The sequence below is a fragment of the Thermodesulforhabdaceae bacterium genome (assembly GCA_037482015.1).
Lineage (GTDB): Bacteria > Desulfobacterota > Syntrophobacteria > Syntrophobacterales > Thermodesulforhabdaceae > JAOACS01.
This window is the reverse complement of the sequence record JBBFKT010000024.1, coordinates 1-14,290: the sequence shown is the minus strand read 5'-3', so window position 1 is coordinate 14,290 and position 14,290 is coordinate 1. Positions and strand designations below refer to the sequence as shown.

At 43.4% G+C, this 14,290-nt stretch carries 14 protein-coding genes; 6 read left to right on the top strand and 8 right to left on the bottom strand.

Annotated features, from left to right (window positions below; genetic code table 11):
• Positions 1 to 951: 951 nt before the first annotated feature.
• Together WHS38_12300 and WHS38_12295 are read right to left on the bottom strand one after the other, a co-directional pair.
• Entirely contained in the window at positions 952 to 1,269 is a 318-nt protein-coding gene (locus WHS38_12300) for a hypothetical protein (GenBank protein ID MEJ5301759.1), read from the bottom strand.
• A gap of 34 nt (positions 1,270 to 1,303) precedes the next feature.
• Positions 1,304 to 1,612, bottom strand: a complete 309-nt coding sequence (locus WHS38_12295) for a hypothetical protein (GenBank protein ID MEJ5301758.1) — start codon at positions 1,610 to 1,612, stop codon at positions 1,304 to 1,306.
• A gap of 308 nt (positions 1,613 to 1,920) precedes the next feature.
• Here WHS38_12295 and WHS38_12290 point away from each other — a divergent pair, with 308 nt between their 5' ends.
• Both WHS38_12290 and WHS38_12285 read left to right on the top strand, forming a co-directional pair.
• Complete coding sequence (locus WHS38_12290) at positions 1,921 to 2,943, top strand: hypothetical protein (GenBank protein MEJ5301757.1); 1,023 nt, start codon at positions 1,921 to 1,923, stop codon at positions 2,941 to 2,943.
• A gap of 17 nt (positions 2,944 to 2,960) precedes the next feature.
• The gene (locus WHS38_12285) at positions 2,961 to 3,311 is read left to right on the top strand and encodes a hypothetical protein (GenBank protein ID MEJ5301756.1); all 351 of its coding nucleotides are present in this window, start codon (positions 2,961 to 2,963) and stop codon (positions 3,309 to 3,311) included.
• Here WHS38_12285 and WHS38_12280 read toward each other — a convergent pair.
• Entirely contained in the window at positions 3,306 to 5,996 is a 2,691-nt protein-coding gene (locus WHS38_12280; GenBank protein ID MEJ5301755.1) for a 1-acyl-sn-glycerol-3-phosphate acyltransferase, read from the bottom strand. The two genes, WHS38_12285 and WHS38_12280, sit on opposite strands and share 6 nt — an antisense overlap.
• A 291-nt stretch (positions 5,997 to 6,287) precedes the next feature.
• On the opposite strand from WHS38_12280, the gene WHS38_12275 reads away from it, so the two are divergent.
• Positions 6,288 to 7,361, top strand: coding sequence for a hypothetical protein (locus WHS38_12275; protein MEJ5301754.1), 1,074 nt, complete (start codon positions 6,288 to 6,290; stop codon positions 7,359 to 7,361).
• Between the two features lie 407 nt (positions 7,362 to 7,768).
• Positions 7,769 to 8,332, top strand: a complete 564-nt coding sequence (locus WHS38_12270; GenBank protein ID MEJ5301753.1) for an AbrB/MazE/SpoVT family DNA-binding domain-containing protein — start codon at positions 7,769 to 7,771, stop codon at positions 8,330 to 8,332.
• Between the two features lie 4 nt (positions 8,333 to 8,336).
• Here the strand turns inward: WHS38_12270 and WHS38_12265 are convergent, their stop codons facing one another.
• The 5 genes from WHS38_12265 to WHS38_12245 form a co-directional block, all read right to left on the bottom strand.
• Complete coding sequence (locus WHS38_12265; GenBank protein MEJ5301752.1) at positions 8,337 to 8,951, bottom strand: CDP-alcohol phosphatidyltransferase family protein; 615 nt, start codon at positions 8,949 to 8,951, stop codon at positions 8,337 to 8,339.
• Positions 8,952 to 8,982: 31 nt separating this feature from the next.
• Positions 8,983 to 10,194 carry a molybdopterin molybdotransferase MoeA gene (locus WHS38_12260; protein MEJ5301751.1) on the bottom strand — a complete coding sequence of 404 codons (1,212 nt, stop codon included), beginning with the start codon at positions 10,192 to 10,194 and terminating at the stop codon, positions 8,983 to 8,985.
• Entirely contained in the window at positions 10,169 to 10,762 is a 594-nt protein-coding gene (locus WHS38_12255; protein ID MEJ5301750.1) for a molybdenum cofactor guanylyltransferase, read from the bottom strand. Before WHS38_12255 ends, WHS38_12260 begins: the two co-directional genes overlap by 26 nt.
• Positions 10,759 to 11,418, bottom strand: coding sequence for a molybdopterin-guanine dinucleotide biosynthesis protein B (gene mobB, locus WHS38_12250; protein ID MEJ5301749.1), 660 nt, complete (start codon positions 11,416 to 11,418; stop codon positions 10,759 to 10,761). Before mobB ends, WHS38_12255 begins: the two co-directional genes overlap by 4 nt.
• A gap of 65 nt (positions 11,419 to 11,483) precedes the next feature.
• A complete protein-coding gene (locus tag WHS38_12245) occupies positions 11,484 to 12,911 on the bottom strand; it encodes an aldehyde dehydrogenase family protein (protein ID MEJ5301748.1) in 1,428 nt (475 codons plus the stop codon).
• A 311-nt stretch (positions 12,912 to 13,222) separates the two neighbouring features.
• Between WHS38_12245 and WHS38_12240 the strand changes: the two genes are divergently transcribed.
• Together WHS38_12240 and WHS38_12235 are read left to right on the top strand one after the other, a co-directional pair.
• On the top strand, positions 13,223 to 13,711 hold the full coding sequence (locus WHS38_12240; protein ID MEJ5301747.1) for a hypothetical protein: 489 nt from the start codon (positions 13,223 to 13,225) through the stop codon (positions 13,709 to 13,711).
• A 24-nt stretch (positions 13,712 to 13,735) separates the two neighbouring features.
• Positions 13,736 to 14,245 (top strand): hypothetical protein, encoded by a 510-nt coding sequence (locus WHS38_12235; protein ID MEJ5301746.1) that lies wholly within the window; start codon positions 13,736 to 13,738, stop codon positions 14,243 to 14,245.
• The last annotated feature ends 45 nt before the right edge of the window (positions 14,246 to 14,290 follow it).

Genomic DNA, 14,290 nt, shown 5'->3' with positions numbered 1-14,290 from the left:
GGAAACTCCATACATCACTCCAGGAGAAAAAGTCCAGTATAGTATACTCTATTGCACCAGGTTTGTACATGAGCCAAAATTCCTTTAGTAAGAAGAATAGTACCTTAGCCCAAGTTTGCCATTTCTTGGCGCAAGCTACCGTGGTTACTTGAGAAGTCATTTTCATTCGACACTGCAGATTTTGGTTCACTCTATTTTTCTCACCGTCTTGACCTAAGTTTGTTATTTTTAGGACGGAAACAGCCTATGCTCATTAGAAAAGCTAGAAAACCAGATAGATACCAGGCACTCGGGCTTTCGCTTCGACCGTTAAAAACTGTAACCCAAATTACTTGATAAGTCATTTTCATTCTACACTACGTATTTTGGTTTATTCGATCTTTCTCACAGCTTTGAGTGGTTTCAGCGAAAGACCAAGAGCCTGGTAGATGGTCACATGAATCGACTCGGCTCAGATGTGTGTCGAATATTAATAACATGCCCCCTGTCATTTACCATCGTAGTCGTAACCCTGACTTGACCGCTCAGATTATCACGAAGTGTCTTCCATTGATGGCAAATACCTTTTTTGTGTAATGCCCTTTGAATGACACATAATAGATTATAAGCTAAAACGGTAAGAAACACATGGGCCCGAATTCTTCTAGAAATTCGGTGATAAATCGGTCACAGGGAGAGCTCATCTTTAAGGCTTCTAAAGAAAGCTTCCACATGGGTTAGCATGTTGTAAAAGTCCCAGAGTTCTTTGTCTGAGAGATCCCTTCGGGAAGAACGCAGCCTGTAGCGGCCTTAGAATCGAACATCGAAAGCCAGCTCGTCTTTGATGCGCCAGGAGATATCCTGAGCAATGCCATCTTTCTCCGTCGCATGTATTTCATAAAATTAGGGATTGGGGATTAGGGATCAATTCCCAATTCCTATTCCCCAATCCCTAATCCCTTATAACAAGAGTCAGTAGAGACTGGTAAGGGAAACATCCCTGGCTTTTACTCCCATTATCTCTTCCAGAGCGCTTCGGAACTCAAACCACCTATGAATCTCTCGTTCACTCCCCGGATGGATAAGCTTACCAAGAATTAGCACTTTAGCCGGAACAATATCTTTTTCTCCCAGCCCAGCATCCCGGAAAATCTTTCCCATTTCCAGAGTATCAAAAGCCCACATCCCAACTGCTTCTGCTCCCACAGTGCGAACATCCTGAACAGCTACCCTATCAAGATTCACCTTCTCCCAGGAACCCTTGAACTTTCGATGTTCCACACTCTCCATATCAAGTCCTTGTTTTCTAAATATCGAAGCAAAGTCAGGGGCAAGGCTCTTGATTTCTGGGGGAAACTTCAAAGATACGGCGTTTTCCTTTGAGAATTTCTTCAATACGTGTAGCCAGATCAAGGCGTCCCAGATTGAGCAAGATTTTTTGTCCGGGACCATCAGGAGTCCGGTAGGACTCAACCGGCTGGTGATAGATGTATTTAGTCCCTGTAATTCGGTCTGCTTTTCTAGCTTTTCGAATAAACATAGCGGAGGTAATGATACTTAAAAGCAATAGCTTTGTCAGGATAAAAGTCAAAATTTTAACACTACATAAACATTTTTGCCCCAATAAGTCCATGATTTCAATAACCTATAGTGCTCAGAAGAGGCTAAAACGCCATTTCTACCCTAAAAAGTGACAAACTTGAGTTAGTATAGCGGCAGATAAACAGGCTTTATGCCTGCCTGGGAAATAAATTGCCGAAAGCAGCTGAAAAAGTTTTCTTTGCCCAAATAGACCTGACCCGCAAATGCTAGAAATATCCCTGGATGTAGCTATAGAGTTTTTTTGTCGTGAAATTCCCGTAAGTTGTGATATTCTTAGCTGTTGTAGAGTATCGTTTTTCCATAAGTGCTTATAAAATCTTAAAAGGGATATAAACACAGATGAGCAATGTTCATCTGGAGCGGTTTGATAGAGTGCTTCTGAACAGGCTTCAGCAGTTCTTCCCGCTGGTTTCTGAGCCTTTCAGGGAGATCGGGAAGGAATTTAATGTCGAACCCGAGCGGGTAATAGAGCGGATAAATTTCCTTAAAGAGCACCAGATACTTCGCCAAATAAGCGCCATATTCAATACCAGCGCTGTGGGTTATAAAAGCTCTCTTGTGGCTGTTGCCGTTCCAGATGAAGACATAGAAAGAGCGGCTCAGATAATTAATTATTACCCTGGAGTAAGTCACAACTACCTTCGGCCCGCCGCCTTCAACCTATGGTTTACCATAGCGGTTCCGCCCTGGAGTGATATGGAGTCGGTTGTAGAAAATCTTGTGAAAGAAGCGGGCGACTTCCCATTTATTATCTTGCCGGCTCTTAAAAAATACAAACTGGCTATGGTGCTTGATATGGTGGATGATGGCGATCCGGACTCTCTTTCTACTTCCGACACCCTTAAGCTCCACCTGATTCCATCAGGCGGCTTCTTCGATCTTTCCGAAAAACACATCCGTATAGTTCGTTGCGTGCAGGAAGATCTTCCCCTTACGGAAAGACCTTTTCAAGGCTGGGCTGAAATGCTCAACATGAATGAGCAGGATCTCATCGAAATTCTACAGTTGTGGCTTAAAACTGGTATCATTCGCCGTTTTGCGGCTCTTTTGAACCATAGAGAAGCCGGTTTTGTAGCAAACGGAATGGTTGTCTGGAATTGCCCCAAAGAATTCATAGACGAAGTGGGAACAAAACTTGCCTCATTTCCGGAAGTTAGCCACTGCTACCACCGTCCTTCATATCCTCAATGGCCTTATAACCTCTACGCCATGATTCACAGCAGAACTGTTGAAAAATGCAGAGATGTTGCTAAAACATTGTCCGAAGCTGTGAATCTTCTGGATTATGAAGTGCTTTTTAGCGTACGAGAATTCAAGAAAATCAGGCTGAAGCTTTTCTGGGAATATTCTGATAAGACCTGAAAGAAGGTGAGGAGAAAATGAGCGAGAAGGAAGTAGATCGCGAAGAATACGAACGCAGAAAAAGAGCCATTTTTGAAGCGATGTCCAAGCGCGGGCAGGAAAGAATCTTAAAAATGGGTTACGAAAACTGGGATCCCTTCCAGGAACCTAAGGATCCCCGAGAAAGAATCTTTGCGTCATCGGCTCAGAAAGCGACTATCCTGCTTCAGGAATTTTATGAAGCAAGCGGCCTTGGAGAGCTGGCTGCAGCTTACCATAGGGAGCTTTTTGAAATTGTTCGGGGATTTCTTGATGGAGACGCTCGACAGCGCACCATCGTATCTCTATGTTGCTGGATAGAGAAGCGATTGAAGGATCACAACCTATAGAGTGTCTCTTCGCAAGAAGCGAGAGATTTCCCTGAAATAAACGCTCGCCAGATGTTTGTTCTCCCCGAGAGTAAAGTATTCCTTTGGCGGCCTTTTAGATGACTGGTCCTCTTGCTGTGTCTTTTTTGTAAAAATTTCCTTTTCTTCGAAAAATCTTAAGGCATTTTCATACATGACCTTTGAGATAGATTCGTGCCGCTCAATCGCCCCGATGGAAAGCATCTTTTGAGCCTGATTAAGTAGTTTCTTGGTAATATCCTGTTCTAGAATGGTCTTTTTCTTTTCCAGAAGCTTTACACCGTATAGGCAGGCTCGATAGCCTTCAAGGTAGTTGTAGAGCAGAGATGCAAAGGCTTCAACGCTCCGCAAACCTTCATGAGTCAGCCGATACCTGGAAAAGTTCTCTTCCTCATCCAGGGGTCTGACGATAAACTTATGAAGTTCCAAAAACCGAATCACCCTGTCTATTTCCTTATCACTTGCTCGTTCATCCTGGGAATAGGCAAATTCATACTTGAAGAGTTCCTTCAGCCACTGATAGTCTTGATGAAGCTTTTCCATGGACGGTTCAAACGTCTTTTGAGAAAGCACGGAAAGAGAAACAAAAGCAGCAGGAAGGAAGAAATGTATAGCGTTGTTTTTGTAATATTCCAGAAGATGACGCTTTTTCCCATCTATAAGAATAATTTCTTCCTCGTCGGGTTCATCAATTTCCCTTATTCGGGATATGATTTTACTTTTTTCAAAGTCCTGAAGAGCCTCTTCAAGGACTGTTTCGTAGTGAGTGAATGTTCTTGCGAAGTGAGCTCCCACGAACTCTAGGTAATCGTGAAATAGTTTAGCGATTGAACGGAAGGTATGGGAAGAGATGCCTGGTCGTGATGTAGTAAGTAAAGCCGCCGATACTAAAGCGTGAGGTGTAACCACGGATGCTTCGTTGATGTTCTCTATAATTGCAAGAGCTAGATTACGATAGAAAGCGTGACGCTCTTTTGAGGATGCGCTGGAAAGATCGATTCCTTGCCTTGCTATGTATTGGGACAGCACAATGGGTTTTCCAAAACGCACATAAACTTTACCGTAACGCCTTTTTAGGACCCCTCGCGCTTTCACGAGTTGTTTGATGTCTTCGGGTTTCTTGCTTTCTCCCTTAAGTTCCCTGACGTAGGACTCTTCCTCAGGTATTCGGTCATAGCAGATAGACGTGGGAACAAAAATAAGATCGTCACAATATTTTTCCTCGTAGGCTTGTCCGATGATGGAAAGAAGTCCCATCTTGGGAAGTATCAGTTTTCCTGTGCGGCTTCGTCCTCCTTCTATGAAGAATTCTATGTTGTGGCCGAACTGGATGAGGGTCTTTACGTAAGTAGAAAAAACCTCCGCATAGAACCGCTGTCCTCCACCAAAGGTTCGGCGGATAAAAAAGGCGCCAGCTCGCCTAAATATTGGACCTGCGGGCCAGAAAGAAAGATTGTGACCAGCGGCAATAAAGGGTGGGTATAGATTGTAACGAAAGAGCAGGTAGGAAAGCAAAAGGTAGTCTAGATGACTCTTGTGCGATGGAATATAGACAATAGTGTGATGCTGAGCGAGCTTCTTTACCTTGCGGAGCCCTTCTTCATCGACCTCGATGCCGTCGAAAATGTTATCCCACACCCATCCGAAAAATCTCTCCATCCACTTAATAAAGGTGTAGCTGTAATCGGCAGCGATTTCTTCCAGGTATTGGTCCGCTTCTTTCTGGACTTCCCAGACTTCGCAACCTCTGGATTTGGCTCTTCTCTGCATAACCTTTTGAAGACGGGGATTGTTGAGAATTATTTCCTTGAGTTCAAGCTTAGATTTTAATGTGGGTCCTACAATGGCTCTGTTGATGCGGTTTATGGATTCAATAAGAGAATTTCTAAGTTGGAAAATTTGGGATCGTCTCTCCAGAGTGATAGAGGAAAGCTCGGGTAGGACCTGTTTAAGATTTACCGGATCACCAATTTCCAGTGCCGCATATCTGTAGCCTCGGATAAAGGCTATGAGTTTTCTAATGTTTCCGATTCTGTCTCGCCCAGACCATCTAAAAAGCTTCAAACTATTTTCTTTGCCAGGATGTCTTATGTAAACAATACTGCAGGGCACTATGAAGATTGGCTTTTCAAGGTTTTTCTGGATTTCTAGAAGATGATGAAGTGGATCATGCCCGAAGAGTAAAACTCGCTTTGTATAAGCTTCTTTCCCCAGAAGAAACATGACACCTGGAGAACCCTGAGCCACGTGTTTTTCGTAGGCACCGGAATCGTAAGGATCGGGAGTTCCACCGCCTCTGAGGTATGAAAAAAAATGTCTTAGCCTTAGACCCCATGCTTTGAAAAATGGAAGGAAGCGGTAAGTTTTCATGTCAAAAACGAAGGCAGGATCAGGAAGTCCAAGCTGATAAAGACGGGTTTTTAGATAAAAGAAATCGAAGGCTGAAGGATATTTAAGAGCGTAAATGATGGTGCCTTCCTGAGCGAGCGATTCAAGTGACTTTTGCTGGTCGAGGGGCATTGTGCCCATTGCTATCATGCGTTCCAGAAGGAATTGTAAAGGAACTGAAGGCTTTCCAGGACATTCGTAACCGGGAGCAAATTCTGGAAGATCCGGTTCGGGCAGTTTTTCCTTGCTTTTAAGTTTTAACCACAGCCTTTTGAGCATTTTTAACCATCTCGTTTCACCGGCGTTAAGAAAAATTTTGACGTTAAGTGCCGGAATTTTATAAGAATTTATTCTTCATAAAGATTAACCTAAATTTTTACCGGCGTTAATCTACCCTTTGAGCAAAGATCATGTCAAGGAAGACGGGGGCTTATAAAGTAGCATTTTGAGTCAATCTCTTGAACTTTGAAACTAAGCAAAAGTTTTTAGATTAGGGTTGTGGTTGCCTTGTTTTTTTGGTTGTAATATCCTTTCCCTAAAATTTTAAACGCCAAAGTGAAGGAGAAGCCTATGGAATGGAAGCCCTGTGGAGCGGCGACTCTTGTAGGTTCTATGCCTCATAAGAACCGCCAGGATGTAATTTCTTTTATTCTGAATCATCTAACAGAAGTTCCTCTCTGGCCTCAATTGCCCGTTTATCCTTACGAACAAATGATGAACCAGTATCTTGAAGGACTTCCTGGCTATGATGCTGAAACTATGGGAAAAAACATTATCAATACGAATGTTCCGAATTTTGAGAATGAACTATACAGTTTTTATTCTGAATATCTGGATGTGATCGAAGGGCGGATCGACGTAAGGGAAAGCCGGTTTAGGATGGGTGAAGAGGCGGGCAAGACTTTTCAGGTTTTTCTCGATACCCTTGCATCATCTTCCAATGCTCCATATCAGGCTGTAAAAGGACAAGTTGTAGGACCCTTTACACTTCTTAGTTCTCTTAAATCCTTCGATGGGAAACTTTTACTCTACGATGATCGAATGGTCGATGTAGTTCCCAAACATCTGGCTTTGAAAGCTCTGTGGCAGATTAAATTACTTAAGCCTTTCTCTCAACGGATGATCATATTTTTTGATGAACCGGCTCTTGCCGGTTTTGGATCCTCAGCTTTTATAGGCATTTCTTCTGAGTATATTGAGAAACTTCTTGGCGAAATTTGCGATATTTTGGCTCCTTACGGAATCTTAATAGGGGTTCATGTTTGTGCAAATACTGATTGGTCGCTTCTTCTCAGGTCAAAAATTAATATTATAAATTGCGACGCTTATAATTACGGCGATCGATTTTGCATCTATGGTGAAGATATAATTTCTTTTGTGAATGGTGGAGGTATAATTGCCTGGGGTATGGTTCCTACGGACGACCCTAAAAAAGTGGATCAGGAAACTGAAGAAAGTTTATATCGTAAACTTATAGGTCTTCTGGAAGAACATTTTACATCTGAGATTATAAAAAAGATTTTAGTGCAATCTATGATAACGCCAAGTTGTGGATGTGGCACTTTGAGTGAGCCTGTAGCTGAAAGAGTGGTTAAGTTGACAGTTGGTTGTTCTAAACTTGTGAGATCGGCCATTTGTGGATAGTGTTATATAGGATTTTAGAATAACCTACATATCTTCGGTGAGGCTGTTCGGAAAGTATCCTTTATTTGGAGTCTTTTTAAGCCCTTACGTTTTAGTGAAGCTGGAACAGGATCATTGGTTGAAATAGCGCATCATGTGTAGGGGCATGGCATGCCCCTACGATAAGACAACCGCGTGTATCGCCAAGATCTTTTTCGAACACCCTTTGCTTTCGATTGACAAAAGATGTTGTTATCTTTAAAATATAAATGTTCCAAAGGAGATAACATCTGGGTAAATCCCACATTGTGAAACACTTGGTTTCAAGGTTTTAGCTTTGGACATAACTAAAAATCTATTTTTAACAGAAAAGGCACTTGTTTATGAGTGCCTGTAAGAAAACTTTAGCAGCTAAAAGGGAGTTTGTTATGGATGTAGAATACAGGAACATTGATCCTAAACTCATTGTTAACGAGATTAGAAACGGTCGTTCTATTGAAGCTGTGCAGAAACTTTTTGGACTTCGTTTTAAAAGTGAAGTTCAGGATCTTTATATGCGGGGTTTAATGGAACTGGGCGAAATTCCGCCTCTTGATTTTGGTAAAAAGCGGGAATCTTCGTCTGGTCAGCAACCTTCTGTTGCTTACCGCTCTCAACCTTCTGGCTATTCGGCTGTGGCGGCAGAAGCTCGTCAGACTTCACCAGCTATTGAGGAAGATGTTGAAAATGATAGTTTGTCTCAACCGACATTTCATCATCCAGAAGTGAAGGAAATGAAATCTGAGAGACCCGTTATCATTCGGAAAAAAGAGAAAAAAACCTCTGTCTTTATCAAGACTGATAACTTTAGAACCATTGGGCAGAGCGGGAGCATCACGCTTAACAAGGCTCTTCTGATAGATCAACTCGGATTTTCCGTTGGTGACACTTTCGAGATATATCGAGAAGATGATAAAATAATTCTTCAGAAGACTGACTCGCTTGGAAGATGAAGAATTAATCACGTTGTTTTAGTTTTTTCAGCACGTGGGCAAAACGCCAGAAGGCTGTAGCGTTAGTTCCTATAAGGAAAATCCAGAGGGTAACGAATAGAACCATTGGGTGCGGGAAGAAAAGATAAACTAATCCTGCGCACCCAAGTATAATAATTCGTTCGCCTCTCTGGAATAAACCCACAATACATTTTTCTCCTAATCCCTCTGCTCTCGCTCGAGTATAACTAACCATAAGCGATCCAAAGAGGATCAAAATAATCAAAACGGACACGAGCGGCACGGCATAGTTGATTCGATAAAAATAGCCCCATATGCCGAGAAATATAAACAGCTCGGTGTAACGATCCAGCACAGAATCTAAGAAAGCTCCCGCTTTTTTCGATTTGCCCGTGGTTCTTGCCAGGGATCCGTCTAGAGTATCCATAAGGCCTGAAAGGAGAGTGAAGGTACCCCCCAGAAAAGGCGAATAAACGTAGCTAATTCCGGCAACAATGCTGAAAAACAGTCCTAAAAGACTCAGATGATTTGGCTCGAGTTTCAACTTCACCAGAATTGGCGTCAGAAATCTTCCCAGAAAATCGTAATAACGTTCTTCTATGATAGTTCCCTTGAGCATCGTCTCTTTCGCTGATTAGCTTTTGTAATATTCAAAAAACCACTGTTTCACAGGTTGTTCCTTTCGGAACTGAGCCACTGCCAGGTTCGATCAGAATGTAACCATTAATCTTTCTTAAATTAGCATCATTTGTGCTGTTTGGCAAAAAAATTAAAGTTCCATTGCGATTCTCAACGCATCCCCATGTGGCTCGATACATTCCTTCGATTCTATCTACCTCTTCTCCAAGGACGGTTTTACAGGATGGAATAATCGCATCCCCTGAGCCATACCACTCCAGAGCTATTATTTTGCATGCTTCCACAAAAGATACCACCGCACCCATGACCCCTCCCGGGAGAGCAATCCAGGGGGTATCGCCTGTAACGCCTCCTGCTGTGCTTTTCCCCGGGACTAAAGAAATGTTTTGAAATAACACCTCTCCACCACATTCTATCCATGTTTTTACAATCAGATCTTTGACGCCTTTTCCAGTTCCCCCCGTGGTTATCACCAGATCAGCTCCGCCTTCCCGGGCTTCGCAAAGAGCCTTTTTAATCGTTTCCACGCTGTCCGGCAGAATGCCTTCCCAGCCAACGAACATCCCGAAGGTTACAGCAAGAGCCCGTATAAAGTATTGAACTCCTCCGTAGCGAGATGCCTCCTTTAAGGGAATTCCCGGTGGCGTCAGTTCATCCCCCACGGCGAAAATTGCAATTTTTGGTTTTCTAAAAACTTCTACGCTCCTGAATCCAGCTTCAGCCAGCTTGAAGACATTATACGGGCGAATGCGCGTTCCTTTATCGACGAGCACTTCTCCTGCTTTCCAAAAGCTTCCCGATTTCCACAGCCCATCTCCGGATGATACGGGAGTTTTAACCCGTATTGTATCTCCCTTTAATTCTACGTCTTCGAGCTTTACCACAGCATCGGTTCCTTCAGGGAGAGGAGCACCCGACATAATGGGGCAACACCATCCCGGCTCCACGATTAGCCGATCTGTTCTTCCTGCTGTGATGACATGTTCTTTTTTGATTCGAAGTTCAACTGGATGATCGACGGTTGCTCTCTCCACATCCGCCGCTCTTACAGCAAACCCGTCCCATCGTGAATTTGAAAATGGAGGATTTGGCAAAAGAGCTCGAACTGTTTTTGAACAAACTCTTCCCAGAGCTTCCTCAATGTTTACGGTTTCAATCCCGAGCTTTTTGGATCGTCTGGCTACAGCAAAGAAGGCTTCACGAAAGTTCTCGAAGCGCATCATCAAGATCCTGGAGTGTGTTTATGTTCAGAATGCTTTTCCCTGTCGGGTCTGTTGTTTCCCATATTTCTTCCGGGATGGCGTCAACTCGAACTCTCGAAAAGAAGCTTATTACTCGTCCTCCACCTTTCTCTATTGCTCGCTTTATATGGGGGATACACCTTAGATTGTAACAGGCGCATAGAGGCTCATATTGTCCTGACTTTACAGGCACTATCACGTCGGCATTTCCTTCCAGGGCTCTTCTTATTAAGAGCTCTGCAAAACCTTTTTCCAGGAAAGGCATATCCACAGCTCGCAGAAAAATCCACTCACCGGGACTAAACAGCAAAGCAGTATAAAGTCCCATAAGAGGACCCTGATCGGGTATGAGATCAGCCACAAGATTTGCTTCGACTCCAAAGTATTCCTCCGGTTTTTGACAAACTACAAAGATCGGATCGCTCCATTCTTTGATGAGTCGAATAGAGCGATCGATGAGACGTTCTCCCATGAAAGGTTCGAGAGCCTTGTTTCTCCCGAAACGGCTACTTTTTCCTCCGGCAAGAATTACACCAGTGATTGATTTCATTGCGATTCACGACGCCTTATGGATATGGTTATTTCTGATGGATTATTCCATCCACGAAGAGTGCTACACATGCCTTCAATGGTTTTTTCGACTATTTTGGTGACAAAATCGTTCATGGGCACCTTTTTTCCATCAAAAAGAACAGTTACCAGGGAAGGTTTTCTTGTAGCTAAATATCTCTGTTCAATCATATCCGCCACCAGATTCACATCTCTAAAAGGAAATACTGGTGCATCTACCGTTACGGGATCATCGGATACGACAGCTATTAGATTTTCCAGAGATTTTGCCAGAGGTTCTTCAGCAATTTCTTTTCGGAATACTTCTATCTTCGGGTAGTGAAGTTTTTTGAAACCTTCGGCAATCACGATATCCACATCCCAGAAGAATCTCATAATCAATTCATCGATGGGCATTTCCTCTTTGAGTTCTCTGAAAAGCGTAACTCTGGAAGGTGACGAGAGCGCTACAGCGACGCTTCCTGATTTGCGATGACGCCACGTATCTTTTCCTTCTATGTCTATGTCGAAGCCGTGCACATCGTGTTTGATTGTTCCCACTCGATATCCACGGCATTTCAATTCCGGAATGAGAGCCTCAATGAATGTTGTTTTGCCACTTTCGTGATAACCTACTACACAAATGATGGGCACCATCGCCTGTCTCCTTTACAGAAATTTTTTTATAGCGGTTCAATGATCAGCATCTTGCTAAGAGGATGCTACGTTTTTTCGAAAACGTTCCAGTAGACCGTTTTCAGTTCGGTAAAAGCTTCAAATCCTGCAAAGGATTTTTCTCGTCCCAGACCGCTTTCTTTATAGCCCCCGAAAGGAGCTTCAAATCTCGCCTGATGAATGGAATTTACCCACAGGCTTCCTGCTTCGATATTGTTCATCCAGAGAGAGATTCTATTCACGTCCTCTGTAAATATGTAAGCCGCGAGCCCGAATCTGGAAGCGTTTGCCAGCCTTAGAGCTTCTTCGTCGGTCTGGTAGCGAAAAAGAAACGCCACGGGCCCGAAAAACTCATCCTGGGCGACACCAATATTTTCCGGTATATCCGAAAAGACCATAGGGCTACAGTAATAGCTACTGGAAGCTTCTTTCCTGTCGGGAAGCTTTCCGCACAGAAGTTTTGCTCCCCCCGCAAAAACTCGTTCAACCTGCTGACAGAATCTTTCGTAAATGCGCTGGTTATTAAGGGGACCCAGGTCTGTTTCTGGAATTCTCGGATGTCCCACTTTAAGCTCTTTTGTAACTTTTACGAAATTTTCGGCAAATTCTTCATAGATGGATTCATGCACAATAAACCGCGTAATACGGTAACAATACTGTCCGCTGTTTTTGAAAGTCTGCTGAACCATGGCTTTGATATGTGATTGCCACCTGGCATCGGAAGCAATAAGAGCCGGACAATTTCCGCCAAGTTCCAGCACTAGACGTCTTACAAATTGGGAACTGCGAGCATAGATGAGTTTTCCGGTTTCTGTGCTTCCGGTGAAGGATATTGCTCTCACTGCGGGATGATCTAGCAAAGCTTCCCCTGTTGGGATGCCTGGTCCCGTAACGACGTTTATTACTCCCGGTGGAAAACCAGCATCATGAGCAAGCTTTGCTATAAGGAGCGTTGAAAGAGGTGTGTGTTCGTCCGGTTTTATTACAACTGTGCAACCGGTGGCTAGAGCAGGCCCGATTTTAGTCACCAGAGTGCTTAAAGGATAATTAAAGGGAGTGATTATTGCGCAGACTCCTACCGGTTCGCGGAGTATAAAAAAACGGTCTCCTGCTATGCCTCGAAGACGCTTTATTTCTTCGGCACAGTAGAGCAAAAAATCCACAGAGCTTTCCACTTCGGATTGAGCGGCTCTAATGGGCTTTCCAGCTTCGCGTGAAAGGATTAGAGCGAGTTCGTCGCGATGAGCTTTTATCGATAGACCAAGGCGATAGAGTGCTTCTGATCTTTTTTCCGCAGGTAAGCTTTTCCATAAGATAAAGGCTTTCTGAGCGGCCTCCACCGCAAGCTGAACCTCTTCTTTTCCAGCTATGGGAACCGCCGCTATGGGGACTCTTTCAGCCGGGTCTTCAACCACAAGATCGGAATTTGGCTTTACTTCCAGACCGTTAATCCAGCATGAATCAATGAGTTTCATTGGAATTGAATTTTCTCCTGCGCGTAGTATATCGCCGATGTTTCGGCGTTAAAAAGGAAGGCTTTTACTCTTACCCCCACGCTCTGCTTTCATCTCTCATAAACTAAAGTTCGAATGTTAAAGAGGCATAAGCACTATGACACACGGGGAAGAGAAATGTCAATACAACAGGGGCTGATGATCCATGAAGGGAATGAGATGGTTTCAGAACAAAAGCTTGAGTGCGTATTTTGAGCCATTTATAATGACTTTGGTATCTTAACTTTTTGAACCAGCAGGTAATCAACGGATAGTATAAGAAGGGAACGCCCATGCAGGAATCTATTTCAAAAGCAGAAATAGAGCAGATTGTTAGAAGTATAGTCCAGAAAAACATCGAAGCGGCCATAGAGGAGTTTGTCAGGAGAAACGACCAGAGAATCAAGGAATTGTCCCTTATAGAAAGAGTTGTCAGAGTAGAAGAAGAACTCAGAGCTCTGAGGGAGATAGAAGCTGCCAGATTTGAAGCTGCAGAAAAGCGTTTTGAAGTTCTTCAAAGGGAAATGAACGCACGTTTTGAGGCTATGGAAAAGCGCTTTGAAGCTCTTCAAAGAGAGATGAATGCGCGTTTTGAAGCTCTCCAAAGGGAAATGAATGCGCGCTTTGAATCTATTCAGAGCGAAATGAATGCTCGCTTTGAAGCTATGGATAAAAGATTCGAATCTCTTGAGAGGCGGCTTACATTTACTCAATGGTTTATCGGAGCGGGGTTTACGTTGATAACCATTGTGATAACGGTCTTTAAGCTGTATGCGAGATAAAAACTTTCTGAAAGGTTATGAAAGATGCAGGATGCAATTTCCAGGAACGAGATAGAACAGTTTGTAAGGCAACTGGTTCAGAAGAGCGTTGAATCTGCGATAGAGGAATATGTCAGGAGGAATGATCAAAGGGTCAGGGAACTGTCCCTTATAGAGAGGGTTGTCAGAGTAGAAGAAGAACTCAGAGCTCTGAGGGAGATAGAAGCTGCCAGGTTTGAAGCTATGGAAAAACGCTTTGAGGCTCTTCAGAGGGAACTGAATGCTCGTTTTGAAGCTGCAGAAAAGCGTTTTGAGGCTCTTCAAAGGGAAATGAACGCACGTTTTGAGGCTATGGAAAAACGCTTTGAAGCTCTTCAAAGGGAAATGAATGCACGCTTTGAAGCACTCCAGAGAGAAATGAATTCGCGCTTTGAAGCTATGGATAAGAGATTCGAATCTCTTGAAAGACGGCTGACGTTTACCCAATGGTTTATAGGAGCAGGGTTTACGTTGATAACCGTTGTGATAACGGTCTTTAAGCTGTATGTGAGGTAAAAACTTTTCTGAAAGGCTAGAAATATGCAGGATGCAATTTCCCGG

Bases quoted from the DNA above. Each gene is read 5' to 3' on its own strand.
- WHS38_12295 (MEJ5301758.1), bottom strand. From the start codon at position 1,612: ATGGACTTATTGGGGCAAAAATGTTTATGTAGTGTTAAAATTTTGACT.
- WHS38_12235 (MEJ5301746.1), top strand. From the start codon at position 13,736: ATGCAGGATGCAATTTCCAGGAACGAGATAGAACAGTTTGTAAGGCAA.
- WHS38_12275 (MEJ5301754.1), top strand. From the start codon at position 6,288: ATGGAATGGAAGCCCTGTGGAGCGGCGACTCTTGTAGGTTCTATGCCT.
- WHS38_12255 (MEJ5301750.1), bottom strand. From the start codon at position 10,762: ATGAAATCAATCACTGGTGTAATTCTTGCCGGAGGAAAAAGTAGCCGT.
- mobB (MEJ5301749.1), bottom strand. From the start codon at position 11,418: ATGGTGCCCATCATTTGTGTAGTAGGTTATCACGAAAGTGGCAAAACA.
- WHS38_12285 (MEJ5301756.1), top strand. From the start codon at position 2,961: ATGAGCGAGAAGGAAGTAGATCGCGAAGAATACGAACGCAGAAAAAGA.
- WHS38_12300 (MEJ5301759.1), bottom strand. From the start codon at position 1,269: ATGGAGAGTGTGGAACATCGAAAGTTCAAGGGTTCCTGGGAGAAGGTG.
- WHS38_12290 (MEJ5301757.1), top strand. From the start codon at position 1,921: ATGAGCAATGTTCATCTGGAGCGGTTTGATAGAGTGCTTCTGAACAGG.
- WHS38_12265 (MEJ5301752.1), bottom strand. From the start codon at position 8,951: ATGCTCAAGGGAACTATCATAGAAGAACGTTATTACGATTTTCTGGGA.
- WHS38_12270 (MEJ5301753.1), top strand. From the start codon at position 7,769: ATGGATGTAGAATACAGGAACATTGATCCTAAACTCATTGTTAACGAG.
- WHS38_12260 (MEJ5301751.1), bottom strand. From the start codon at position 10,194: ATGATGCGCTTCGAGAACTTTCGTGAAGCCTTCTTTGCTGTAGCCAGA.
- WHS38_12280 (MEJ5301755.1), bottom strand. From the start codon at position 5,996: ATGCTCAAAAGGCTGTGGTTAAAACTTAAAAGCAAGGAAAAACTGCCC.
- WHS38_12245 (MEJ5301748.1), bottom strand. From the start codon at position 12,911: ATGAAACTCATTGATTCATGCTGGATTAACGGTCTGGAAGTAAAGCCA.
- WHS38_12240 (MEJ5301747.1), top strand. From the start codon at position 13,223: ATGCAGGAATCTATTTCAAAAGCAGAAATAGAGCAGATTGTTAGAAGT.